Source organism: Arthrobacter sp. SX1312, from assembly GCF_002929295.1.
Taxonomy (GTDB): Bacteria; Actinomycetota; Actinomycetes; order Actinomycetales; family Micrococcaceae; genus Arthrobacter_D.
Map to the genome: position 1 here is coordinate 88,578 of NZ_PJIM01000002.1, position 24,214 is coordinate 112,791.

Here is a 24,214-nt window from a genome sequence, read left to right on the forward strand (position 1 = left end):
GCCCGGGATGCCCCGCAGCAGCCCTGAGTGTCAACGCTCCCCCGGCCCCGCCGACGCCCAGGGGCTGCTGCATCCAGCCCCGCCGACACCCCGGAGCTACGCCTTGAGCGCCAGTGCGAACGGCAGCACCCCGGACGCCCCGGCAGCGCGCAGCGCCCGCCCGGCCTCCGTGATGGTCCACCGGCTGTCCGCGAAGTCGTCGACGAGCAGCACCGGCCCGGGGTTCGCCGCGAACCATGCGGCGCCCTCGTCAGGGACGGCGAAGTGATCCCACACGGAGGCGAGCCGGAACGCGCTGTTGCCGCCGGGCTGCCCCTGCGGAAACCCGTGCGGCGTGGTCAGCTGCCCGAGATAGGGGATGCGGCCCACACCGGCGAGCGCCTGCGCCAGGGACCCGACGAGCTGGGGACGCCGCCGGGAGGGGATGCTGACGACGGCCACGGGCCGCTCCTCCCAACCCCACTGGGCCAGCACGCGCACGACGGCTTCGACGACCGCCGGATCGAGCGGGGCGTCGGGTGTCGCGTCCGCCAGGAGTTCGCGGAGCCTGTTGCCCCAGCCGAGGTCGGTGAGGCGTGCGAGGGCGCGGCCCGGAAGGCTGACCTCGTCCGGCTTCAGCTTCCCCTTGAGTGGCACACCGAGCTTGTCCATGCCGGAGGGCCACTGGCCGCGGGGCTCGAGCTCCACGCCGACCCTGCTGAGGGCCTGGTTCGCGGAGTCGGATGCCTCGCGAGCCACCTCGTCCGAGTACCAGGGGCCGGCGCAGTTGTCGCAGCGGCCGCAGGGGGTGGCGGCGGGGTCGTCGAGGGACCGCGAGAGGAACTCCATGCGGCAGGCCGTGGTGTTCTCGTAGTCGAGCATCGCCTTCTGTTCCACGACGCGCGCCTCGCTGATGCGGCGGTACCGCTCGGCGTCGTATTCCCAGGTCGCCCCGGTGCCCTCCCACCCGCCGGTGACCTTGCGGACCGCGCCGTCGACGTCGAGCACCTTGAGCAGCAGCTCGAGCGGCGAGCGCTTCAGGTTCACCCGGGTCTCGAGTGCGGGGGTGGACAGGACGACACCGGGCTGGAGGGCGTCGATCACCCGGAGCGCGGCGTCCTGGGACGGCATCGAGGCGGTGGCGAAGTACTCCCAGATGTCGCGGTCCTCTGCGCCGGGCAGCAGCAGGACGTCCGCGTTCGGCGTCCCGCGCCCGGCGCGGCCGACCTGCTGGTAGTAGGCGACCGGGGACGAGGGCGCCCCGAGGTGCACCACGAACCCGAGGTCGGGCTTGTCGAAGCCCATACCCAGGGCGCTCGTGGCCACCAGGGCCTTCACCTCGTTGTTCTTGAGGGCTGCCTCGGCGGCCTCGCGGTCGGCCGGATCCGTGCGCCCGGTATAGGCCCGGACCGCGTGACCGTTCTCCCGGAGGAGACGCGCGGTGTCCTCGGCGGCGGAGACCGTGAGGGCGTAGATGATGCCGCTCCCCGGCAGGTCCGAGAGGTGGGTGAGAAGCCAGGCGAGACGCGATCGCGGACTCGGCAGGCGCAGCACCCCGAGCCGCAGGGACTTCCGGGCGAGCTCCCCGCGCAGCGTGAAGACGTCGGTGCCGTCCGCTCCCAGCTGCTCCTCGACGTCCTTCACCACGCGCGAGTTGGCGGTCGCGGTCGTGGCGAGCACGGGCACCCCGGCGGGCAGCCCCATGATCAGCTCACGCAGGCGCCGGTAGTCCGGCCGGAAGTCGTGCCCCCAGTCGGAGATGCAGTGGGCCTCGTCGATCACGAGCAGGCCCGTCCGCCGCATGAGTTCCGGCAGGTGCTGCTCGCGGAAGGACGGGTTGTTGAGGCGCTCGGGGGAGACGAGGAGGACATCCACCTCGTCGGCCTGCAGCTTCGCGGTGATGTCCTGCCACTCGGTCTGGTTGGCCGAGTTGATGGCCTGCGCCCGGACACCGGCCCTGGCCGCGGCCGCGACCTGGTCCCGCATGAGCGCGAGGAGCGGCGAGACGATCAGGGTGGGCCCCGCGCCGCGCGCGCGCAGGAGCAGGCTCGCGACGAAGTACACCGCCGACTTGCCCCACCCGGTGCGCTGGACCACCAGCGCGCGTCGGCCGCCCTCCACGAGGGCCTCGATGGCCTCGAACTGTCCGTCGTGGAACCGTGCGTCCGGCGACCCGACGAGGGTGGTCAGGATATCGGTGGCTTGCTCGTTCAGCGTGGTGGTCGGCGACATCTCCCCAGTATCCCAGCCGCCTCCCCCACTCCCCGCGGTGCAACCGCTATGTGCACAGCTGTCGCTCCGGCACCAGCCGATACACTTCCAGACGTGACTACAACCTTCGATCTCTCTGCATCCTTCAAGGCCTACGACGTCCGCGGCATCGTCGGTGAGACCATCACCGCCGACTCGGTCCGGGCGGTCGGAGCAGCCTTCGTCGACTCGCTCGAGCTGTCCGGTGAGACCATCCTCGTCGGCGGAGACATGCGGCCGTCGTCGCCCGAGTTCTCGAAGGCGTTCGCCGAGGGTGCCACCCGCCGCGGGGCGAACGTGGTCTACCTCGACCTCATCTCCACCGACGAGCTCTACTACGCCAGCGGTACCCTGAATGCGGCCGGTGTGACGTTCACCGCCAGCCACAACCCGGCCCAGTACAACGGGATGAAGATGACGCGCCCCGGTGCCGTCCCCGTGTCCTCGGAGACGGGCCTCAACGACGTCCAGGAGCGTGCCGAACGCTACCTCGCAGACGGCTCGATCCCCGCCGCCGCGGTGCAGGGCACCACCGGCGTGCGCGACGTCCTCGAGGAGTACTCGCGGTTCCTGCGCACCCAGGTGGACCTCTCGTCGTCGCGCCCGCTCAAGCTGGTGGTGGACGCCGGCAACGGCATGGCGGGCCTGACCACCCCCGCCGTCCTCGGCGACAAGATCCTGCCCGCCCTGCCGTTCGAGATCGTGCCCCTCTACTTCGAGCTCGACGGCTCCTTCCCCAACCACCCGGCCAACCCGCTCGAGCCGGAGAACCTCCGCGACCTGCAGGCCGCCGTCGTCGAGCACGGCGCGGACATCGGGATCGCGTTCGACGGCGACGCCGACCGCTGCTTCATCATCGACGAGCTCGGCCAGCCCGTCTCACCCAGCGCCATCACCGCGATGGTCGCCCGCCGCGAGATCGCCCGTGCGCAGGCCGCCGGCGAGGCCGAACCCGTGATCATCCACAACCTCATCACCTCCCGCGCGGTGCCGGAACTGATCAGGCACGACGGCGGCCGTCCGGTCCGCACGCGCGTGGGCCACTCCTTCATCAAGGCCGTCATGGCGAAGGAGGGCGCCGTGTTCGGCGGCGAGCACTCCGCCCACTACTACTTCCGGGACTTCTGGAACGCGGACACGGGGATGCTCGCCGCGATGCACGTCCTCGCGGCCCTGGGCGAGCAGGACGGGCCGCTCTCGGAGCTGGGCCGCGAATACGAGCCCTACTTCTCCTCGGGCGAAGTCAACTCGAAGGTCGAGGACCTCACGGCGTCCATCGCCCGGGCGCGCGCCGAGTTCGAGCAGGACGGCGTCGTCGTCGACGACCTCGACGGACTGACCTTCACCCCGGACCACGGGAACTGGTGGTTCAACCTGCGCCCCTCGAACACCGAGCCGTACCTCCGGCTCAACGCCGAGGCCGTGGATCCCCGGACGCTCCAGGACCTCGTGCAGCGCGTCCTCGGGGTCATCCGCGACTGACCCTCCGCGCGGTACCGGCCGGGAGCGCACGTATGGCGGGTCCCACCACTCAGGACCCGCCACAGGTGCGCACCCACCGAGGACCGGCGTCGTCGGCCCCTGATGTCAGGAGACGCTGAACCGTTCCTTCAGTTCGTGGAGCTGGCCCCGGAGCTCGTCGGGCAGGGACTCACCGAAGCGGTCGTACCACTGCTCGATGCCCCGGAGTTCCTCGGCCCATTCGGCGGCGTCGACATGCACGGCGGCCTCCACCTCGGCCGGCGTCATGTCCAGTCCCGTGAGATCGAGCGCTTCCCCTGTGGGGACGAAGCCGATGGGGGTCTCGACGGCGTCCGCTGTGCCCTCCAGCCGTTCGATGACCCACTTGAGTACCCGCGAATTGTCGCCGAAGCCGGGCCAGGCGAAGCCTCCGGACGCAGTGCGGCGGAACCAGTTGACGAGGAAGATCTTCGGCAGGCGTGCCTGGTCCGCGCCGGCGCTGAGGGTGAGCCAGTGCCGGAGGTAGTCGCCGGCGTCGTAGCCGATGAAGGGCAGCATGGCCATGGGGTCACGGCGCACGCGGCCCACCTCGCCGGCAGCGGCCGCCGTGGTCTCCGACGACAGCGTCGATCCCATGAAGATGCCGTTCGCCCAGTTGCGCGACTGCGTGACGAGAGGGACCGTCGTCTTGCGGCGTCCGCCGAAGAGGATGGCCGAGAGCTCGACGCCGTCGGGCCGGTTGAACTCCTCGGCGAGCATGTCGATCTGGTCGATCGGGGTGCAGAACCGGGCGTTCGGGTGCGCGGCGGTGTGATCCATGTCCGGCGTCCAGTCGCGGCCCTGCCAGTCCGTGAGGTGGGCCGGCACCTCCTCCGTCATGCCCTCCCACCAGACGCCGCCGTCGTCGGTGAGGGCCACGTTCGTGAAGACCGAGTTGCCCTTGGCGATGGCGCGCATCGCGTTCGGGTTCGTGTGCCAGCCGGTGCCCGGGGCGACGCCGAACAGGCCTGCCTCGGGGTTGACGGCCCGCAGCTCGCCCTCCTTGCCGAAGCGCATCCAGGTGATGTCATCGCCCAGGGTCTCGACCTTCCAGCCGTCGATCGTGGGGTCGAGCAAGGCGAGGTTCGTCTTGCCGCATGCCGAGGGGAACGCCGCGGAGAGGTAGTAGGTCTTGTCCTGGGGTGAGGTGAGCTTGAGGATCAGCATGTGCTCGGCCAGCCAGCCCTCGTCGCGGGCCATGACGGATGCGATCCGCAGCGCGTAGCACTTCTTGCCGAGCAGGGCGTTGCCGCCGTAGCCGGAACCGTAGGACCAGATGGAGCGCTCCTCGGGGAAGTGGACGATCCACTTGTCCTCGTTGCAGGGCCATGGGACATCGGCCTCACCCTCGGCCAGGGGTGCTCCGAGCGAGTGGAGGGCAGGCACGAACGCGGCGTCGAGTTCAGTCATGCGGTCCAGGACGGGGGTGCCGATCGTCGCCATGATGCGCATGGACGTGACCACGTAGGCGCTGTCGGTGATCTCGACGCCGAACTTGGGGTCCTCGGCGTCGAGGTGGCCCATGACGAACGGGATGACGTACATGGTGCGCCCGCGCATGGCCCCGGTGAACAGGCCGGTGAGCTTCGCCTTCATCTCGGCCGGATCCATCCAGTTGTTCGTGAAGCCCGCTTCCCGCTCATCCTTCGAGCAGATGAAGGTCTGCTCCTCGACCCGGGCCACGTCCCTGGGGTCCGAGAACGCGGCGAAGGAGTTGGGGAAGGTCTCCGGGTTGAGCCGGATGAAGGTGCCGCTCTCGACCAGACCATCCGCGAGACGCCGGTTCTCGGCCTCCGACCCGTCCACCCAGACGACGTCGGCGGGCTGCGTCAGCTGCCGCACCTCCTCCACCCACGCGAGCAGGGCCCGGTGGGTGGTCGGCGCAGTGGGGGGTGTGTCGACCGTGAGCTGCCGTACGGGATCGCCCATTACTCTTCCCTTCGTTGGGTGCCTGGTGTGTACCGATGCTAGGGGCGGGATATTTCATGTGAGGGTCCGATCGGCGGAGCATGCACCCTGGACCTGGGGTGTTCCGCGTCACTGCGCCGATGTCCAGCGCTTACGTTACGCCCTGCTGTGATGAAGGTCACGTAGACCGGTCTACCCGGGACTGGAGGGGTACGCTGATTAGGCGCCGCAGCCAATCCACGCTAGAGTTATTTACGGCCAAACGGCCGGTTTGTGGGACTCATCCGCCCGGCGGATCGACGAACTGCGAATGCGTGCGTAGCTCAACGGATAGAGCATCTGACTACGGATCAGAAGGTTGGGGGTTCGAATCCCTTCGCGCGCACCACGGTCGAACCAGACCACGAAGGGCCCCGACTCCGGTCGGGGCCTTTCGCATGTGGGTTGCTCCCGGGTGGGGCGGATGGAAGGCTCTGCCTATGAGCGAACCCCAGAGCATCGATGTCATCGTGATCGGCGCCGGCGCAGTCGGCGAGAACGTGGCGGGCCGGGTGGTCGAGCGGGGATTCTCTGCGGTGCTCGTCGAGGCCGATCTCGTCGGGGGTGAATGCTCCTACTGGGCCTGCATGCCGTCCAAGGCCCTCCTCCGCCCGGGCACCGTCCTCAACGCGGCCCGCGGCGTGGCCGGCGCACGGGAAGCTGTGACGGGTGTACTCGACGCGCAGCAGGTGCTCGAGCGCCGCACCTCCTTCACTTCCGACTGGGACGACTCCTCACAGGAGGAATGGGTGACCTCGACGGGCATCACCCTGGAACGCGGCTGGGCGAAACTCACCGGTGAGCGCGAGGTCGTCATCGGCCACGGCGACGGATCCGAGACCAGCTACCGCGCGAACCACGCCGTCGTGCTCGCCACGGGCTCCACGCCGACGGTCCCGCCCGTCGACGGGCTCGCCGACCTCGACTACTGGACCACTCGTGACGCGACCTCCGCGAAAACGATCCCCGCAAGCCTCGCCGTCCTCGGCGGCGGCGTGGCCGGCGTCGAACTGGCCCAGGCCTATGCTCGACTCGGCGCGGAGGTCACCGTCATCGCCCGCAGCGGGATCCTCGGCAATTACCCGAAGGAAGCCTCGGACCTCGTCGTCGACGCCCTCCGCGGTGAAGGGCTCACAATCCTGACGGACACGGCGACGAACGCGGTGCGCCAGGCGGACGGCGGCTTCGTACTCGACGTCGGCGACGGCCGGACCGTCACGGCGGAGAAACTCCTCGTCTCGACCGGGCGGCACCCGCACACATCCGGACTCGGGCTCGAGAGTATCGGCCTGGACCCGAAGACGCTGACCCGGGACGCCACCGGACGCGTCCCCGACGCCGGCGGCTGGCTGTACGCGGTCGGCGACGTGGGCGGTGTGGTCCAACTGACGCACCAGGGGAAGTACGAGGCGCGCGTGACCGGTGACGCAATCGCGGCCCGCGCCCGGGGCACCCTCGGCGATGCCGCCGAGGACTGGAGCGCCTACGCCTCGACGGCGGACCGGACCGCTGTCCCCCAGGTGGTGTTCACCGACCCGGAGATTGCCATGGTGGGGCGCACCCTCGAGCAGGCGCGGAAGGACGGCGTCAACGCCTCCGAGACGTCCCTCGAGATCGCCGTCGCCGGGTCCGCCCTGCACTCGGACGGGTACAAGGGCTGGGCGCAGATGGTCGTCGACGAGGACCGGAAGGTGCTCGTGGGCGTCACCTTCGCCGGGCCCGAGGTGTCCGAGATGCTCCACGCCGCCACGATCGCCATCGTCGGGGAGGTGCCCCTCGACCGCCTGTGGCATGCCGTGCCCTCCTACCCCACCGTGAGCGAGGTGTGGCTGCGGTTGCTCGAGAAATACGGTCTGTAGCGGACCGGACCCGTCAGCGGAGAGTCGATGCCCGGCGGACCACGAAGTCCGTGACGTCGGCGTCGCGCCCGTCGAGCTCCGCCCAGGGACCGTCGAACGCCATGACGGTGAGGCCCGACGTCGGGTAGTCCGTCGCGAGATCCATGACCGCGCGTTCGCTGGAGCGGACGGAAGCCAGGCGCATCGCCAGGTCCTGGACGCCGGGATTGTGCGCGATGACGAGCAGGCTCGTCACGGTCTGCGGCACGTGGTTGATGAGGGCGAGCATCTCGGAGGGACGGGCCGCGTAGAGCTCGTCCTCCAGCTTGGGCGTGGGCGCTTTGTCCCCCAGCTCCTTGCAGACCCAGGTGCAGGTCTGGCGGGTGCGCAGGGCAGTGGAGACGAGGATGAAGTCGGGGACGGCATCGTGTTCCAGCATCCAGCGCCCCACGAGCGGGGCGTCGGCGTGGCCGCGCGAACTCAGCGACCGCTCGTGGTCGGGGATGCCCTCCTGGAACTCGGCCTTCGCGTGGCGCAGCAGCATGAGTCGTTTCAGGTGGGAGGCCATCCTCGCAGTCTAGAGCTTCCCCGGCGTTCCCAGCAGCCTAGATGGAGTACTCGGGCGCCGCCCAGACCACTACTTCGGGGTGGTCGTAGAAGCGGTAGCCCTGGCCGCGGACGGTGCGGACGGTGTTCGCCAGGCGGCCCAGCTTCGAGCGCAGGCGGCGGATGTGCACGTCGATGGTGCGCTCGTTCGGCACCTCGTCGGCGTTCCGCCACAGGCCGCTGAGGAGTTCCTCCCGGCCCACGGTGCGGGTCGCGTTCTCCACGAGGTAGTTCAGGAGTTCGAACTCCTTGAACGTGAGGTTCAGGGTCTCGCCGTCCAGGTGGACCTCGCGCCGCGACAGGTCGATGAGCACTCCCGTGGGGCGGGACTGCTGCGCCCGGGACGGCGCGGGCACGGCCTCGGGGCGGGCACGGCGGGCGACGGTCGGATCGCCGAGCGCAGCGCGGACGACGTCGATGTCCGACCCAGGAGCATCCGCCGGGGCGAGGGCGACGGCCGCGTGGCTCTCGGCGGTCGGCACGAGGGAGCGCACATAGGCCCGCACGTCCTGCGCAAGTTTGGCGAAGGTGGTGCCCGCAGCCGCGGCGGTGGCCTCGTCGAGGGCGACGTAGAGCACGAAGCCCCGCGCGGTCGTGTCGCCGGTGACCGCCTGGGGGCCCGGCACGCCGTTGGGCGCGACGACGGGGACGGGCGCCGTCATGGCCGGCGCGATGTCCCCGCCGGGGACGGCCTGCAGGCGGGACTGGGGGCCTTGGGGCTGCTGCGCGTGACCGTGCCCGAAGGACGGGCGTGCCTGGCGGTTCTGGGGCGAGCGGAGGGAGATATGGACGTAACCCGGATTAACTGACATTGAACCAACCTCGTGAAGTGTGCCGTCATCGCGGCTCGAATGCGGGATGTGCCCGGTCGGGATGAAGAGGATCGCCCGCCGTTGGGCCTGAAAGTGCGTAAAAGGGTTGGGGTGTAACCGTTACGCGTGCATTCGAAGACAGCAGCGGCCTGCTCTGGACGGGACGCCCGGGGAGGAGACTGCGGCTGCACATGCGAGTGAAAGGGTGTTCACGTGACGAATTATTGCATGTAACAATTGGCTACGCGCAAGTAACAAAGGTCGATAGTCCAGCATGCGGACGCCTTGCGCGGAAGACGGAACGCGCGTCGACGCGAGCCGGTCCCTCTGAAATGGCGCAGTATGTCCACGCTCTGGGCCGAACAGGATCGATTCGTCCGATTGCAAGCCCCCGGGAGGGCCGATGGCCGAGCACGCCGAGCCGTCACGAGACGAAGCGGCCGGGCGGAAGTCCTAGCCGACGACGCCGTAGAGGCGGTCTCCGGCGTCGCCGAGACCCGGGACGATGTACGACTTCTCATTGAGCCGCTCGTCGATCGAGGCCAGGACGATCGTGACGTTGCGGCCCTCGAGCTCCTCCTGCAGCGTGGCGAGTCCCTCGGGCGCGGCGAGCAGGCAGATGCAGGTGATGTCCGCGGCTCCCCGGGCGAAGAGGAACTTGATGGCCTCGCGGAGGGTGCCTCCCGTGGCGAGCATCGGGTCGAGCACGAACACCTGGCGCCCGGTGAGGTCGTCCGGCAGTCGCTCGGCGTACGTGATGGCCTCGAGGGTCTCCTCGTTGCGGGCCATGCCGAGGAAGCCCACCTCGGCGGTCGGCACGAGGCGCGTCATGCCCTCGAGCATCCCCAGGCCGGCGCGCAGGATGGGGACCACGAGGGGGGTGGGCTTCACGAGTCCGACGCCTTCGGTCCTCGTGACGGGCGTCTCGATGGACACGGTCTCCACGCGGACGTCACGCGTGGCCTCGTAGGCCAGCAGGGTGACGAGCTCCTCGGTGAGGAGCCGGAACACCGGCGACGACGTGTCCTTGTCCCGGAGAACCGTGAGTTTGTGGGCTACCAGGGGGTGGTCGACTACCAGTACACGCATGCCTCAAAAGTACCATTGGAGCCATGTCCCCCTCCCTCCTCCCTGTCCTCCCCGAGCACCGGGCGTGGATGGGGCTGGCCCTGGAGGCGGCCGCACTGACCCGCGCGAGCGCCGACGTGCCGATCGGCGCGGTCGTCGTCGGGCCCGACGGCGAGGTGCTCGGCACGGGCTGGAACCAGCGCGAGGAGCTCGGGGACCCGACGGCGCACGCCGAGGTGCAGGCCATCCGCGTCGCCTCCGCCCGCCTCGGCGCGTGGCGGCTCGGGGGCTGCACCCTGGTGGTGACGCTCGAACCGTGTGCCATGTGCGCCGGCGCCTCCGTCCTGGCGCGCATCCCCCGCGTGGTGTTCGGGGCCTGGGACGAGAAGGCAGGAGCGTCGGGCTCCGTGTTCGACGTGCTGCGCGAGCGTCGGCTGAACCACTGGACCGAGGTCTTCGCGGGGGTCCGCGAGGACGAGTGCGCCCAGCTGCTCACGGAGTTCTTCGCCGCCCAGCGGTCCGGCTCCGGCCCGGGGTGATGACCGGGGGCATAGTGCGTAGGCTGAGGAAATCCGCAGCATCCCCCTCGAAGGAGTAGACGTGGCAGATCAGCAGGACGGCTTGAAAGAAGTACAGGACATCCTCGGCAAGACCGACATCGCGATCCTCACCACCGTGAGCCTCGACGGCCAGCTCGTGAGCAGGCCCCTCGCGCTCCAGGCGAAGGACTTCGACGGCGACCTCTGGTTCTTCACGGAGGACCCTTCCCCCAAGGCCGACGAGATCCGCGCCAACCCGCAGGTCAACGTCTCGGCGAGCACCGGCAAGGGGTACGTCTCGATCGCGGGCACGGCGACCCTGACGAAGGACCAGGCGAAGATCGACGAGCTGTGGGGGCCGTCGGTGTCCGCGTGGTTCGAGAACGGGCGCGAGGATCCCGCCGTCGCCCTCATCCACGTCGACGCCGACACCGCCGAGTACTGGTCCATGGACGCGCCGCGCGTCGTCTCGGCCGTGAAGATGGTCAAGGGCCTCGTGACGGGCACCAAGCCCGACGTCGGCAAGAACGACGTCGTCGACCTCCCCTAGGCCCTCCGCGCGCCCCGTTTTGGGCCTGGGCGGTGCACCCGGTAACGTAGTGGCGTTGGTGACGTGTCCGAGCGGCCGAAGGTGCAACACTCGAAATGTTGTTTGGTGTAAAAGCCAACGTGGGTTCAAATCCCACCGTCACCGCCACTGAGAAGGCCCCGCAGCCCCTGTGAACACAGGGATGCGGGGCCTTCTGCTTCGGCTGGGAACCGGAGCGCGGGTGCCGCACAGCAGCCCCGACCTCCCGGTGCTGTCGATGATCACCCGGCAGCGATGCTCTCCCGGCCGTTCCCCGGGAAGCCTGAGCTCCCGGCCCAGAACAACTAGCGGGTTGTCAGGCGGGTACCTTCGGCCTGATTGCCTGTCTCCCAGTCCTGTCCGAACGAGGACGATCCCGGATCCGCGAAGCATTCGGCCAGTGCCTCTTCGACGGCCACGACGTCATGAACCAGTCGCAGGGGCATGAAACCCTTGGGACCGCCCATCGGTATCTCCACCGAGTGATCCGCCACCGGCCCGGTACGCACCAGGACCGCCCAGGATCCTTCGTCGGCGGCGTCGGCGGTGCGATGGCAAATGAAGCCCGGGTGTACCGCACCGGCCACCTCGAACCGCGCGTCCCGCCGCTCGACGGACAGACGCCCACCCTTCGTGCCGTTCAGGGCATGCAGGGCAGCACCAGCCGCTTTCCGCGCCTCCGCGACGGTGCTCATGCCTCGACCGTCCACTGTCCAGGCAGCAATCGCGGACACCGGCTTCCCGTTCTTCGCAGCGATCCGCCAGGCGACGCCCAGATGCGTCCCGGCGACGAAGCCTCCTATCCAGGCGATGCCCGCGGCGCCAGCCACGTCGGTGCGGGCGAAAAGCACCAGACCGACCGCCAGAGCGCCGAGCAGGCACAGCAACGCCAGCCAGGCGTGACGCACCCCGAACCTGAACAGACAGAGGCCCAGCAAGACGCCCGCAGCGAGAGCTGCGAACGCGGGCCAGGACGCCTCGAGTTGCCCGAAGACGATCAGCGCGACAGTACCGCAGGCAATGACGGCGCCGAGGACGAGGTATCCCAACCCCGATTCACGTTTACGCGCTGGTCGTCTCATATTCCTGTTCATCGTTCCTGATTTACCGTGCCGACACCTTCTCACCGCGGCTCCGCCCCTGGTCGTATCGGACCAGGACGATGTGTCGGTCGCGTAGATCTTCATGACGTCGCCGTTCGGCCATCATTCGAGGGCTGGGGACCGCTGGCTCCGGACTCCAGGCATCGACAGGACCATCGATGCGAACGGGATAGCAATCGGTGCCGGCGTATACGGGCCGTCGCCTAGGAGAAACGAAGGTCCTGGGCTTGAGCGCCGCTCTCCCAAGCCCAGCCGGTCAGGTCCTTGGCTCCCTGGGTCTCGAAGAATCCGTTGAGGGCCTGCTCCGCCACTTCGGTGGGAACTTTCACTCCCTGCGGCACCCTGCCCGTCAGACCATGTGTATCCAGGCGGATCGACACTTCGTCGTTCTGGTGGGGAATATGAGTGAGCACTGACAACGTCTCAAGGTCTCGACCGTCCGAAGCGATGTGTACGACAAATCCTTCCGCTGCAGCGCCCCAGGCCTCGAAGCGACGGTGACCGAGAACGACGACGAACCGACCATCCTCGAGACTCTCCCAGCGCCCCAGTCGGGACAGCGCCCGCTGTTTGGCTTCCGCGACACTGTCGATCGCTTCTCCGGCCACGACCCATGCGGACGGTGAAGCCTGGTGACGACGGTTGTATCCGAAGAAGGCGAGTTCCTTCCCGATGACGTATCCGATGGCGGACACCGGAACGGACAGGAGGGCAAACCCCCGCCAGGGGGCAGGCGCGAGGAGCAACAGAGCCAGTCCAGCAAGAATTACACCGTAGATGAGCCAGGCCGGCCCGCGGATGCCCGTACGAACACCTACAGCGCCACTGATCAGTAGCCCCGCTCCCACTACTACGATCGCCGGCACGAGCGCCTCGCGCGGCACATAGCCGACCAGCAGAAACAACAACAGGACCAGAAGTATCGCGGGAATCAGCAGGCGGAGCCGGAATTCACGTGACTCACCTGAACCACGCAATCGAGCAGATTTACGGTTGTCCATCAATTTCTCCGCGTCTCAGTTTCCAGCAACGAAAAACTTGGCAACATCCAGTCCCGATCCCGTTGTCGTTCCATAGAGCGAGGAACGTACCAACGCCATCGAGTTCGGGCCGCCACTCGCGAGCCCCGACAACGTACTGACATTCGTTCGTGCCGCTTGCTGGAGTGTACTGGATGAGCTGGGTCCGCCAGGTAGGTGGGTGAGCGCACCGCCGGTGACCCCCGACCACCCTACGTCGGCCCATGTGACTGCTTCCCCGGAGATGAACTTGTCAGTCACGGTACCCGCGATCGCACCACCACTTCCAAGCGCAGTGGTTGCTGCCGCAGCCTGAAGTGTAGGCCTGGCGCCTGCGGCAGTGAGCGTATATGCGCCATGACCGCCTGCACGAGCCAGGGTCCCGCCCGCAGGTCCCGCCAGCCCGCCCACGGCGCCGCTCAAAGTACCGCCGGCTACGGATCCAGCGAAGGACCGCCAGTTATCGACTCTGCCCCCGTTCTTGATCAGATGAGTCGCAGCGCCACCAACGGCGCCCGCTGCCCCGTTGACGCCCGCATTGACGGCGACGTAGCTGCCGAGCCTTGAAACCGATGAGGCAGTAGCAGCGGCAGCCCGCCCGGCAGTCAGCGCCCCGCCTCCAAGCAGCCCGACAGCCCCCATCGCGGCAGATTGTGCCCAGTTGACTTGGCCGGTGGTTGCTTTCTGGATCACGACGTCGGCGCCGAAGCTGATCAGTCCCATACCGGCGACCTGGCCACCCGGGACGAACATCAGTACCGCTCCGCCGACGATGGCGGCACCGCCGACGACGTATTCCCAGTTGTCGCCGAGCCAGTCCCCTGCGGCGGCCATGGCCCCGCCGGCAGTGCCGTCGTAGGCCTTGAGTTGGTCGTCGGTGAGGGGACGAAGGCCGGTGGGGTCGGTGGCGTTCAGCGGGTTGTTGCCGGCGTAGGCGTAGGGGTTGCCGTCCCAGCCCGCACCGAGGACCGGGGCGAGCGGGTCCGTGGACAGGAAGCCCCTGGTTATGGGGTCGTACGCCCTGGCGCCGAGCCATTCCAGGCCCGCGATGTCCACCCCGCCGTGGCCGGTCAGGCCGACACCCGCTGGGAGTCCCCCGGCCATCCCGGTCGAGATTCCGGTGGGCATTCCTCCGCGCGTCGGGGTGGGGATGGTGGGGGTGCCGAGGACCGCCCACGGGTCGGTCTGATCAGTGGGGCGGGCGGCCCGCCACCCCGACGCGATCCACGCGTCCCCGATTCCGGTGACACCACCGGGCAGGGACAGGACCTGTCCGCCACCACCTGCGGCACCACTGGTGATGCCGGTCAGGGTGGGGATGGGGTTGGCGGTGTCCCACCACAGCTGGGTGCCGTCGATGCCGGCGAGTTCGCCGAGGGCGTCGACCCACAGTTCGTGCCGGGAGGTGACCTCGCCGTCGGGGGTCCGCTCACAGGTGCTGTTCAGGTGCCCGGTGGGACCCCACGCGTATTCGGTCCAGGACCCGTCCGCGCCGATCTGCCGGGTCCGTCGGCCCAGCCCGTCATGGACGAACTCCGTCCGGGACCCCTCCGGGCCCGTGACCGCTTGGAGTTCTCCGGCGGCGTCGTACTCGAACACCCTCGACCCCGTTGCCGTAACCTCGCGGACCAGGCGTCCGCCGGCGTCGTACTCCCACTCCGATTGCGATGCCGGACCCTCCGGACCACCGATCTGAGTGGTGGTGGCGGCAGAAATCAGCTGTCCGGCGGTGTCGTACCCGTACCGGGTGGTCATGCCGGCGCGGGTCAGGGCGGTGATCCGGCCGTCCTCGTCCCAACCGATCAGCGTCAAATCCGTGCCGCCGGCGGCGTCGGTGCTGTGGGTGCGGGTGTGTTCTGTAAGGCTGCCATCCCGGTAGGTCCATGCCTGGATGAGGTCCTCGGCGGTGACCTGGGTGAGGCGCCCGGTGGCGTCGTGGGTGAACACCGCGTCGCCGAGGTGCGGGTTGGTGACGGTGGAAACCCTGCCTGCGGGGTCGCGGGTGTAGGTGGTGGTGGTGCCGGTAGCGTCGGTGAAGGAGGTCCGGTTCCCGTCGGCGTCATAGCTCCAGGACAGGCCCGCACCTCCCCGGGTCCGGCTGGTGAGCAGTCCGCGCCGGTCGAAGCCGAGTTCATGCTCGACGACCAGCCCATCACCGCTTGCCCCGGCCCCGGTGTTCCCGGTGTGGTCGGTGATGACCACCCGCCGGTTCATGACATCGCGCTCGATCGAAGCCACCAGTCGTCCGTCGACACTGGTGGTGGCCTCCTGGCCGGCGGCGTCGTACGTCCAGGTGGTGGTGTGACCGTCGGGGTCGGTCTGGGACAGTTGCCTGCCGGCCGGGTCGTAGGTCGCGGTGGTGACCCGACCCAGCGGATCGGTGACGGAATCGACCTGATCGGTCTGGGTGTAGGTGCGGGTGGTCACCCCGCCGAGGGGATCGGTGATCCGGATCAGGCGACCGCGGGTGTCGTACTCGAAGCGTGTCTTTCCGCCGACCCCGTTGGTGGTCGAGACGAGTTCTCCGGCGGTGTTGTAGGCGAAGCGGCGGGTCCCGTACCAGGTGTCCTGGGAGTAGGTGAGCCGCCCGCACGCGTCGTACCCGTACTGGGCTGTGCCACTGCCCGGGGTGCGGTGCAGGACGAGCCGCCCACACGGATCGTAGGTGAAGGTCTCGACCTCACCGGTGGGCAGGGTCCGGGAGGCCACGCGCTGGTCGGCGTCGTAGGTGAGTTCGGTGACCGCCCCGGTCGGGTCGGTGGTCCGCCATGGGCGACCGCAGACGTCGTACTCGTACCGGGTGATTGCTCCGGTAGGACTGGTGATGGAGGTGATCTTTCCCGCGACGTCCCGGCCCAGGACCGTCAGCCCGCCCTCGCCGTCGAGGAGTTCGACCGGATTCCCGGCTGCGTCATAGGTGGTGAGCTCCGTCGTGCCGTCCGCGCCCTGGACTTTCGTGGGGCGCCCGTACTGATCGAAGCTGTAGGTCGTGGTCGCGAACGCGTCGGCGAGGGTCGCCGTCCCGGCGGTCCGGTCCGTGGTGGTGTCAGTGCGGACCCCGGTCGGGTCCACGACGGCGGTCAGGGCGCCGACCCGGTCGTATTCGCGGACCCAGTCGTGTCCGGCCGGGTCGGTGATCCCGACCAGCCGGGACAGGGTGTCGTGGGTGAAACCCCAGCGGGCGCCGTCGGACAGGACCGCTCCGGTGACGTTCCCGAGCTCGTCGACCACCCGAGAGATGGTCCGGCCGAGGGGGTCGGTGGTGCGGACCAGGTCCCCCGTCGGCCCGTACTCCAGGCTCGTCCGTCCCCCGTCGGGGGCGATCGACGCCGTGAGGCGCCCCGGCGGGTCGTGCTCGAACGCCCACACCGCCCCGTCCGGGTCGACCTGGCGGACCAGCAGACCCTTGCTGTCGTACACGAACCGGGTCTGCGCCCCCGACGGGCTGATCACCGCCACAGGGCGGCCCGCCTGATCCCGGACGATCCGGGCGACATCGCCGACGGCGTTGCGGGTGGCGATCAGGTCCCCGAACCCGTCGTACTCGAACCCGACACTCACCCCGACCGGGTCCGTCACCCGACGAAGCTGCCCGTCCTTCCAGTGGAGTTCGGTCCGCCCGCCCAGGGCGTCGTCCACCACGCAGGGATCCCGGGTAATGCCGGCACCCTCGTCGGCGTACTCGTACGTGACGACGGACCCGGTCGCAGTGACCAGGGTGATCAGGCGGTCGTGCTCGTCCCACCCGTAGGTCAGATCCGCGCCCTCCGGGGTCACCGTCCGGGTCCTTCGGCCCCGGTCATCGTAGCCGTGGACCGTAACGGAGCCGTCGCGCTCGGTCAACGACACCAGGTTCCCGTGCACGTCGTAGGCCATGGACTGGCGCCTGTCCTCCGAATCCAGGACACCCACCAGGCGTCCCTTGGCATCCGCGACCCACGAGTTCGACCGGGACCCGTCCTCGTCCGAGACGACCGTGACCCGGCCCGGCAGATACGCGAACCGGACCCGGCGCCCGTGCTGGGTGACCTGCAGGACCACCCTGCCTTGCTCGTCATAGGAGTTCTCCGCCTCCACAACCCCCGCGGCGGACACCACCGCGTCGATCAGACCGGCCTCGTTCCACCGGTACGTGCGCGTCCCGGTTTCGGTGCTGACAGTCACCAGCCGGCCGGCGTCGTCGTACCCGTACTCCACCCGACGCCCATCCGAAGCCCGCACGACGGCGGCCCGCCCGTCCACGTACTCGACGTCCAGGAACCGCCCCCGCACATGCGCCAATCGGCTGATCAGCCCCGCACCATCGGAAGCACCATCGGCGGGCGTACTTGCATCGGAGAAGCCGGCATCAGAGTCGGCTGCGTCGACCGGCGCCTCCCTGTGAACGGAGACCGTGCGGCCGGGACCGGACCCGGCACCCAGCCACACGCCGGAAACGCTGAACACCCACCAGGCACCCCGGTTGTCCCGGACCACCAGGACCTCGGAGGAACCCTCCGGCACCGAGTCCAGTTCCCCGAGGTGCGCAGCGGTGGCGGGTTCCCGGGTGAGCCAGTAGTTCTCGCCCACGGCCCGACCCCAGGCGTCCCCGGTGCGGGGGAAGTCGACGGCCCGGCCGTCGGCCATGACCCAGCGGGCACCCTCGTCCGAAAGGCTCAGGTGCTGGTCCAGGACCGAGGCCCAGCCCGGACCGAACACCCCCGCCGTCTCCAGGCCCGAAGCGAGCGAGTTGTACATGCGCGAGAGCACCAGGCTCGAGGCGGCCCCCGTGAACCCCAGGTCGGTCTTTGGTTCGATGAAGTTCCCGGTGGCGGTGTTCACCGGATCGTTCGCGTACCCGCTGGTCGGCATCGCGCCCGCCGCCGCGGGCGGGTCGATCGTCAGGGCGGACCGGGACGCGCTCACCCCGGCCGCCGCCAACGCCTCGTTCAGCGCCGCGTCCGAGACGGTCGAGACGTTCCCCTCGCCCCCGGCGGCCGCGAACGCATCGGCGATCGTGACCGCCCACGCCGCGTCGTTCTCGTTGGCGGTCAGGAACGCCCGGTACGCGGCCAGGACTCCCGAGGCCTCCAGGGACCCCCACGAGCAACTGGACGCGAAATCGGAGAGGTGCCCTTCCAGGGAACCCGGCGCCGACGCCAACCCGTCATCCAACCCGCGGGAGTTGGTGGCGAAGGTGCGCAGGTGCTCAGGGCGCGCCGACGACGTCCCGCCCCCACCGCCCCCGGACCCGCTACCGGGCCCCGGGGTCTCACGGGATCCCGTGGACGCCGACGCAGGGGCGAACGACGGCGCCTTCCCCGGGTCCGCGTTCGGCCGTTCCTCCTCACCGACAAGCCAGTCCCAGCCCTTCTCGAGCGCGTTGCGGTCGTTGTGCTCGCGCACCCACTCGTTGTTCTCCCGGCGCCGGGCGTCCTCCTCGTGCGCGGCGTCGATCATCTGCCCCACATAGCCGGCCACGGTCCGCAGGGCTGATGCCAACGCGCTTGCGTCACTGGCCGCGGTAGAGCCATTGGTCTGGAAGACCTCGGAGAAATGTCCCTTGAAATCCTCTTTCGCCGCCGTGACATAGGAGGTCCGGGTCCCGGACTGGTTCTCGAGCCGGGTCGCGGCCGACTCGAAAGCCCGCCGCACCGACCCGGCCACCCCGTAACTGAACCGGCCACCATTGGACGCATCCGACTCCGGCAACAACGGCATCTCAACGAATTCGGTCACAACGAACGCCCCCCCAAGGAACAAGAACAACAGCAAGAAGAAACCATCGACCATGCCGGCAGGCACCCGCACGGGAAAAGCACGAAGAATAGAGACCTACAAAGAAAGAGACCTACACCGAACAAGGCCGGCGCGGAGGACGCCCCGCACACGGCAGGACAACCCAAAAAAACCCGGTCCGGGAGAACCCAGCGCCGGGGAGACCACTTTCCGTGACGGACGGGCTGACCGCACCACGCAGACGCGTGGAGCGGTCAGCCCGACCTCACAGCCGCGACGACGTGCTCAGGCTCCGCCGCCCGCGGAGAAGATGTCCTGGGAGATCTTCTGCAGCTGCGTCCGCAGCTCCTCGAGCTCCTGCTTCGCCTTGTCCAGGGCGGCCTTCGTCTCCGGCCACGTCGACCCACGGAACTGCTGAGCCAGCGGCCCGTCCCAGATATTCGGATCGGACAGGATCTTTCCCTGCGAATCCAATGCCGAGATCTGATCGGTGAAACCACCATTGATGATCGACTGCACCTGACCGATAGCAGCCTTCGCCTGCTCGGTCGACAACACACGCGACATGAAAAATATCCTCCCCAAGAGACAACCGCTTCAATGCCGGACGAACAACCACCGGCGAGCGGACGCACGCGACGCTACCAACACCGGTCCATAAAAGCCACCACAGCCACAAACACCATTCCGGAACACCAGGAAAAGCCCTTCGAGAGCGCCGAACAATGAATATGTTCGCGCGTGAGTATGATGCTCGAGGCACCGAACGGAATTGGGGACGATCATGGCCACACGGTCTCGCACGCACCAGCACAACTCGAGACGCCGTAGCGCGCCGGGACGGGGGCTGGGCGCCGTCGTCATCGCCGCAGGACTGATCGCCACGACATCCTGTACGCCGACTCCCGAGCCGGAGCCGGTGTCCGATCCCGTCAAGCTCCTGCAGCACGTCCGGGTGGGCCTCTCCCCCGCCGCCGGCATCGAGACGATCGAAGGAACCACCATCTCGGTGAGCGCCACCGGTGCGTCCTCCACGGAGAACACGGAGTACAGCACGGCCGACACGGTGGGCGAACTGCCGGTGCGGGTGAGCCTGCAGTACCGGGCCGGGGGGAAGTCCGGTTCCGACCTCGCCGAGCTGCAGGGCCATACCGGTCCGGTGGAGATCGACCTGACGCTCGAGAATCTCACCGTCGAGCCACGGACCATCGAGTACGACGCCGCGGGCCAGACCCGCTCCGCCACCGCCCTCGTAGGCGCCCCCCTGACGATCGCCGCGTCGACGAAGCTCGAGGGCGTCCGGACCGACGACGTCACCCCGGGCTCCGCCGATGGCACGGCCGGCACCAATGGCGTGCTGAGCAGCACCGAGGACGGCGCCGCCGTCGTGCAGTGGGCGACGGTGCTGGCGCCGCCCCGCTCCGGAGCGAGCACCACGCTGCGCCTCGTGGCCGACGTCGAGGACTTCCAGGTTCCCGCTTTCGATCTGGCGGTGCAGCCGGGCCTCAACACCGACCTCAGCGCGGACGGCGTGATCACCGACGCGTTCTCCTCGGGGACCGGTTCCGAACTCGACCTGCAACGCCGCACCATCGCCCTCGTCGCAGATGTCAACATCGTGCTGACCAAGGCAGGGGCCACCATCACGGACGTCCGGCAGAACCTGGAGACGACCTCCGAGACCCTGGGGGTCGAGACCGCCGGTGAGCTGCGCGACAACTCCCAGGCCCTGGCCCGGACCATGCAGGACCTGAAGGACCAGCTGCAGTCGCTCGGCTCGGATCTGGAAGCCGCGACGAGCACGGCGCAGTCCACCACCCTGTCGCAGTTGCAGCAGACCGTGTCCGCGGTGGACTCGATGCTGGGAGACACCTCGGCTGCACCCACGACGGTCCCCGTCAACGGCGACGGCTGCACCGCCGAGGTGCCCAGGCCCGGGCAGACGGCCACCGTGTACTCGAGCATCCTGACCATGGCGGCCCAGCTCGATGCCTACGCGAAGGTCAGTGCTGACTGCCGGGACATGGTGGCGGACTCCCTCAGGACCACCGTGGGCCCCGAGAACCCTACACCGGAGGAGTGCGCCGCACAGGGCTCGGTGACCTGCTCCCTCCGCGGCTCCGCCGTCACCGTCACCGCCGCGCTGGTGGGACTGGTCGCGAAGAGCGACGCTCTCGTCGCGAGCCTGGACTTGACGTCGCTTCCGCGAGCGCTCAAGAATCAGGAGGCATCAGAAGGCTCGCTGGCGGAGGTGAGCGAGGTCCTCGAGGCGCTGCTCGAGACCACCGCGGCCGACGACGACTACACGGCGGCCCTCGCTACCGTGGAGGACGCGATCGAGTCCGCGCGCGACTCCGTCACCGCGACCCGCGACGCATCCGCAGCAGCCCGCGACAGCATCGACGAGCTACGGGACAGGCTGGAGGTCATCGGCGGGACGGCGACGGCGGCCAGAAGCGAGTTGGCCGACGGCTCGCTGCTGGACGGGTCGATGATGCAGCAGAGCCAGCGACTCGCCGACGAGCTGTGCCGACTGGCCGACGGCAAGTTCCCGCGCAATGGCCGGCTGTCCACCCGGGACGCGGAGCAGCTGCGCTCCTACCTGACGTCCACGCCGTGCGAGCCGACCGAGCAGACCGAGCCGACCCCTTCACCCGAGCCCCCTGCGCCCACGCCCACCGGATCCGCGCCGGGCACCCCAACACCCGAGCCCACGGACTCCACGCCCAGCAACCCCACACCTGCGCCCACGGACTCCGCGCCGACCGTGCCCGCACCCCCGGTGCCCACCCCGGACGGGTCCGCGACGGACGACCCCGCGCCCGGCGTGTCCGCGACGGACGGAGCCTCGGCGGGCGCCACGATGGACAGGGTCATGCAGGTCGAGCTGCTACCTCCGCTGGACGGGATCCCGCCGCTCGGCTTCGACGACCCGCTGGATGTCCGGCTACGCGACCAGGCCACCGCCTGGGACTCCGTCCTCGCCGCCGTCGACACCACCGACCCCGACCAGGAGATCGCCCAGGCGTTCGACGCCCTGGACACCACGATCGACGACACCGAGGCCGGGCTGGACGCGGTCGAGGACGCCGTGGAGGCGCTCGACGAGACCGCCACCGCGGATGTCACGAGCATCGAACGCGAACTCGAGGACCTGAAGGACTTGCTGGGCACAGCGATCGTGTCCTCCGAACGGATCGGGGCAACCCTCACGGAGCTGAAGGCACAGCAGGACGGGCTCGGAGCCGAGATCACGAAGTCCCTCGGCAAAGTATCGGCCGACACGAAAGCCGAGATCGACAAGACTGTGGGTAACCAGGTGCGCGAGGTCGCCGAGATCGGAGACGCGGGCTCCGCGTCCGTGATCACGGCGTTCGACCGCTCCATCTCGGGCCTGAAGGTCACCTCGGACGAGGTCGTGACCGACGCCGGGGGGACCGTGGACAAGCAGCGGATCGACCTGAACCAGCGGGGTGCCGCCCTGGCCGCGAGCCTGGACGAGAGCACGCAGGCCTCGCTCGCGAACATCGCCTCCAGCACGTCCGGCTCCACCCGCGATGTCGAGGGTGCCGGTGCCCTGCTGGCCTCGAGCCTCAACAACGTAATGCTCGATCTCGGCGACCGCTCCGTGAACGGCTCCGGCCTCCTCGGCTCCATGGCCACGAGCGCCGCCAAGGCGGACACCGCCGATTTCCAGCTGGCCCTCGCCTCCCAGAACGCCGAGGGGTACACCAACATCCGTTCCCGGGACGTCGCCGGGCTGCTGCTGCGCCAGGCACAGTTCAAGGCCTCCCTCGCCGCCGTCGAGGAACTGCCGCCCTTCCATCTCAAGGTGCCGGAGGGCGCGACCTCGCAGACCCTCTACACGCTGACGATCGACGCCGGCGCATGAGCCCGCGCACCGGGCTCATGACGCTGGTCGTCGCCGGGGCGGCCGTCCTCGTCGCAGCCGTGATCGCCGTGACCGTGATGCTGAACCGCCCCGCGGAGGCCATCCGGCCCGATCCGGTGGCCGCGACGGTCCCCGTCGCCCTGGACGCCGACGGTCTGCCCGAGGACGTGTCGATCGGCGTCGTCGTGACGTTGGGCCAGTCCGGCGAGCCCGGCTCCGAGTACAACCGGGCGGCCCAGGGCGCGGTCGTCGCCGGCCAGCGCTTCGCCCAGGGAGGCGCCGCGGTCGCCCTCCCCACCGAGAACGACCGCGGCACGGAGGACGGCGCACGCGCCGCTGTCCAGGCGCTCGCGGAGCAGGGCGTGTCCGGCATCGTCGTGGCGAGCTCGGGCCCGCAGGCCCGGGCGGCGGCCCGTACCGCCGCGGACCTCGGCCTCCCGGCCATCCTGCCGTACGCGCAACCGTCGGAGCCCGCGCCGTCCGTCTGGACCACGATGCCGTCCGGCAGCTCCGTGGAGGTGGCCCTCCGGACCGCGGTGAACGGCAGGAGCAGCGTGCTGCTCGTCGTCGACGGCGGTCCCACCCCGACGTCGGTGCCGACCGCGCAGACCCTCGACCTCCAGGATTTCGACGACGTGACGGGCCTGGCGCAGGAGGCCGCGATCCTCACCGGCGACCAGCAGCGCGCACCGGACGCCCCCGCGGGCACCGGGTCCGCAGGCGTCGCCGGTCCCGCGGACGCCGTGGTCGTCTCGGCCGCCACACCGCAGCGGCTGGCCCGCCTGGTCCAGGCCCTGCAGTCCCGTGACGTCTCCGTACCCCTGATCCTCCCGGACGGCGCGACAGCCCCGGCCTTCGCCTCCGCGCTCTCCGAGCTCGACGGGACCGCCTCGGGGCAGCTGGTCGGCATCGCATCGTCCGCCGGCGACAGCGCCGCCCTGCAGCAGGACGCCCAGGGGCGCGGGATGTCCGCCTTCCTCTCCGCCGTGCGCCTGGCCGCCGGCGACCCGGACATCAAGAACCTGACGGGTGACGCGCCGTTCTCCGCCGATGCCTGGGCGGCGGACCCGGCCAGCCACGATGCCGTCGTCGCCCTGGTGCGGGCGACCGCCCTGGCCGGCAGCGCCGACCCGGCGGAGATCGGCGAAGCCCTCCGCGCCGTCTCGCTGGGCCCCGGCGAGGGCCTTGCCGGGCCGCCGCTGGACTTCTCGCGCCCCGAGGCGCTCACCGCCAAGGCCATGCCGGTCTATGCGTCCCCCCAGGATCTGGGCCTGCGGCCGGCGGACGAGAACGCGCCGCGCCTCGTCTGGGTGCCGGCACCGGCCCCCACGCCGACGAGCCCCTGACCGATCTCCCCCGGTCCGCCCTCAGCGGA

General features: G+C 69.5%; 15 protein-coding genes and 2 tRNA genes. 8 read left to right on the forward strand and 9 right to left on the reverse strand.

Annotated elements, in window-relative coordinates; all coding sequences use genetic code 11:
• Positions 1-96: 96 nt before the first annotated feature.
• A complete protein-coding gene (locus CXQ92_RS07845) occupies positions 97-2,211 on the reverse strand; it encodes an ATP-dependent DNA helicase RecQ (protein ID WP_104166994.1) in 2,115 nt (704 codons plus the stop codon).
• A 93-nt stretch (positions 2,212-2,304) separates the two neighbouring features.
• On the opposite strand from CXQ92_RS07845, the gene CXQ92_RS07850 reads away from it, so the two are divergent.
• Complete coding sequence (locus tag CXQ92_RS07850; RefSeq protein ID WP_258069810.1) at positions 2,305-3,711, forward strand: phosphomannomutase/phosphoglucomutase; 1,407 nt, start codon at positions 2,305-2,307, stop codon at positions 3,709-3,711.
• Positions 3,712-3,816: 105 nt separating this feature from the next.
• Here CXQ92_RS07850 and CXQ92_RS07855 read toward each other — a convergent pair whose 3' ends face one another.
• Positions 3,817-5,658 carry a phosphoenolpyruvate carboxykinase (GTP) gene (locus CXQ92_RS07855; protein ID WP_104166998.1) on the reverse strand — a complete coding sequence of 614 codons (1,842 nt, stop codon included), beginning with the start codon at positions 5,656-5,658 and terminating at the stop codon, positions 3,817-3,819.
• 291 nt (positions 5,659-5,949) lie between these two features.
• Here CXQ92_RS07855 and CXQ92_RS07860 point away from each other — a divergent pair.
• Both CXQ92_RS07860 and CXQ92_RS07865 read left to right on the forward strand, forming a co-directional pair.
• A tRNA-Arg gene (locus CXQ92_RS07860) sits at positions 5,950-6,025 on the forward strand.
• A 91-nt stretch (positions 6,026-6,116) separates the two neighbouring features.
• Positions 6,117-7,535 carry an NAD(P)/FAD-dependent oxidoreductase gene (locus CXQ92_RS07865; RefSeq protein WP_181033592.1) on the forward strand — a complete coding sequence of 473 codons (1,419 nt, stop codon included), beginning with the start codon at positions 6,117-6,119 and terminating at the stop codon, positions 7,533-7,535.
• A gap of 13 nt (positions 7,536-7,548) precedes the next feature.
• Here the strand turns inward: CXQ92_RS07865 and CXQ92_RS07870 are convergent, their stop codons facing one another.
• The 3 genes from CXQ92_RS07870 to upp all read right to left on the reverse strand — a co-directional run bounded on the left by CXQ92_RS07870 (position 7,549) and on the right by upp (position 10,021).
• Entirely contained in the window at positions 7,549-8,082 is a 534-nt protein-coding gene (locus tag CXQ92_RS07870; protein WP_181033593.1) for a histidine phosphatase family protein, read from the reverse strand.
• Positions 8,083-8,119: 37 nt separating this feature from the next.
• Positions 8,120-8,932, reverse strand: a complete 813-nt coding sequence (locus CXQ92_RS07875) for a winged helix-turn-helix domain-containing protein (RefSeq protein WP_104167004.1) — start codon at positions 8,930-8,932, stop codon at positions 8,120-8,122.
• A gap of 453 nt (positions 8,933-9,385) precedes the next feature.
• On the reverse strand, positions 9,386-10,021 hold the full coding sequence (upp, locus tag CXQ92_RS07880; protein WP_104167006.1) for a uracil phosphoribosyltransferase: 636 nt from the start codon (positions 10,019-10,021) through the stop codon (positions 9,386-9,388).
• Between the two features lie 23 nt (positions 10,022-10,044).
• On the opposite strand from upp, the gene tadA reads away from it, so the two are divergent.
• The 3 genes from tadA (at position 10,045) to CXQ92_RS07895 (ending at position 11,236) form a co-directional block, all read left to right on the forward strand.
• Positions 10,045-10,539: a tRNA adenosine(34) deaminase TadA gene (gene tadA / locus CXQ92_RS07885; RefSeq protein ID WP_104167008.1), complete on the forward strand. Its 495-nt coding sequence runs from the start codon at positions 10,045-10,047 to the stop codon at positions 10,537-10,539.
• Between the two features lie 61 nt (positions 10,540-10,600).
• A complete protein-coding gene (locus CXQ92_RS07890; protein ID WP_104167010.1) occupies positions 10,601-11,089 on the forward strand; it encodes a pyridoxamine 5'-phosphate oxidase family protein in 489 nt (162 codons plus the stop codon).
• Positions 11,090-11,146: 57 nt separating this feature from the next.
• Positions 11,147-11,236: transfer RNA gene (locus CXQ92_RS07895), tRNA-Ser, on the forward strand.
• A gap of 176 nt (positions 11,237-11,412) precedes the next feature.
• Here CXQ92_RS07895 and CXQ92_RS07900 read toward each other — a convergent pair.
• The 4 genes from CXQ92_RS07900 to CXQ92_RS07915 form a co-directional block, all read right to left on the reverse strand.
• Positions 11,413-12,294 carry a hypothetical protein gene (locus CXQ92_RS07900; RefSeq protein WP_219815699.1) on the reverse strand — a complete coding sequence of 294 codons (882 nt, stop codon included), beginning with the start codon at positions 12,292-12,294 and terminating at the stop codon, positions 11,413-11,415.
• Positions 12,295-12,413: 119 nt separating this feature from the next.
• On the reverse strand, positions 12,414-13,211 hold the full coding sequence (locus tag CXQ92_RS07905; protein ID WP_146067415.1) for a hypothetical protein: 798 nt from the start codon (positions 13,209-13,211) through the stop codon (positions 12,414-12,416).
• Positions 13,212-13,226: 15 nt separating this feature from the next.
• Positions 13,227-18,947, reverse strand: a complete 5,721-nt coding sequence (locus tag CXQ92_RS07910; RefSeq protein ID WP_146067416.1) for a DUF6531 domain-containing protein — start codon at positions 18,945-18,947, stop codon at positions 13,227-13,229.
• Between the two features lie 285 nt (positions 18,948-19,232).
• A complete protein-coding gene (locus tag CXQ92_RS07915) occupies positions 19,233-19,514 on the reverse strand; it encodes a pyrophosphorylase (protein ID WP_104167018.1) in 282 nt (93 codons plus the stop codon).
• Positions 19,515-19,731: 217 nt separating this feature from the next.
• On the opposite strand from CXQ92_RS07915, the gene CXQ92_RS07920 reads away from it, so the two are divergent.
• A complete protein-coding gene (locus CXQ92_RS07920; RefSeq protein WP_104167020.1) occupies positions 19,732-22,839 on the forward strand; it encodes a hypothetical protein in 3,108 nt (1,035 codons plus the stop codon).
• On the forward strand, positions 22,836-24,185 hold the full coding sequence (locus tag CXQ92_RS07925; protein ID WP_104167022.1) for a hypothetical protein: 1,350 nt from the start codon (positions 22,836-22,838) through the stop codon (positions 24,183-24,185). Before CXQ92_RS07920 ends, CXQ92_RS07925 begins: the two co-directional genes overlap by 4 nt.
• The last annotated feature ends 29 nt before the right edge of the window (positions 24,186-24,214 follow it).

Bases quoted from the DNA above. Each gene is read 5' to 3' on its own strand.
- CXQ92_RS07900 (WP_219815699.1), bottom strand. From the start codon at position 12,294: ATGAAGATCTACGCGACCGACACATCGTCCTGGTCCGATACGACCAGG.
- CXQ92_RS07845 (WP_104166994.1), bottom strand. From the start codon at position 2,211: ATGTCGCCGACCACCACGCTGAACGAGCAAGCCACCGATATCCTGACC.
- tadA (WP_104167008.1), top strand. From the start codon at position 10,045: ATGTCCCCCTCCCTCCTCCCTGTCCTCCCCGAGCACCGGGCGTGGATG.
- upp (WP_104167006.1), bottom strand. From the start codon at position 10,021: ATGCGTGTACTGGTAGTCGACCACCCCCTGGTAGCCCACAAACTCACG.
- CXQ92_RS07920 (WP_104167020.1), top strand. From the start codon at position 19,732: ATGGCCACACGGTCTCGCACGCACCAGCACAACTCGAGACGCCGTAGC.
- CXQ92_RS07925 (WP_104167022.1), top strand. From the start codon at position 22,836: ATGAGCCCGCGCACCGGGCTCATGACGCTGGTCGTCGCCGGGGCGGCC.
- CXQ92_RS07875 (WP_104167004.1), bottom strand. From the start codon at position 8,932: ATGTCAGTTAATCCGGGTTACGTCCATATCTCCCTCCGCTCGCCCCAG.
- CXQ92_RS07915 (WP_104167018.1), bottom strand. From the start codon at position 19,514: ATGTCGCGTGTGTTGTCGACCGAGCAGGCGAAGGCTGCTATCGGTCAG.
- CXQ92_RS07865 (WP_181033592.1), top strand. From the start codon at position 6,117: ATGAGCGAACCCCAGAGCATCGATGTCATCGTGATCGGCGCCGGCGCA.
- CXQ92_RS07870 (WP_181033593.1), bottom strand. From the start codon at position 8,082: ATGGCCTCCCACCTGAAACGACTCATGCTGCTGCGCCACGCGAAGGCC.
- CXQ92_RS07855 (WP_104166998.1), bottom strand. From the start codon at position 5,658: ATGGGCGATCCCGTACGGCAGCTCACGGTCGACACACCCCCCACTGCG.
- CXQ92_RS07905 (WP_146067415.1), bottom strand. From the start codon at position 13,211: ATGGACAACCGTAAATCTGCTCGATTGCGTGGTTCAGGTGAGTCACGT.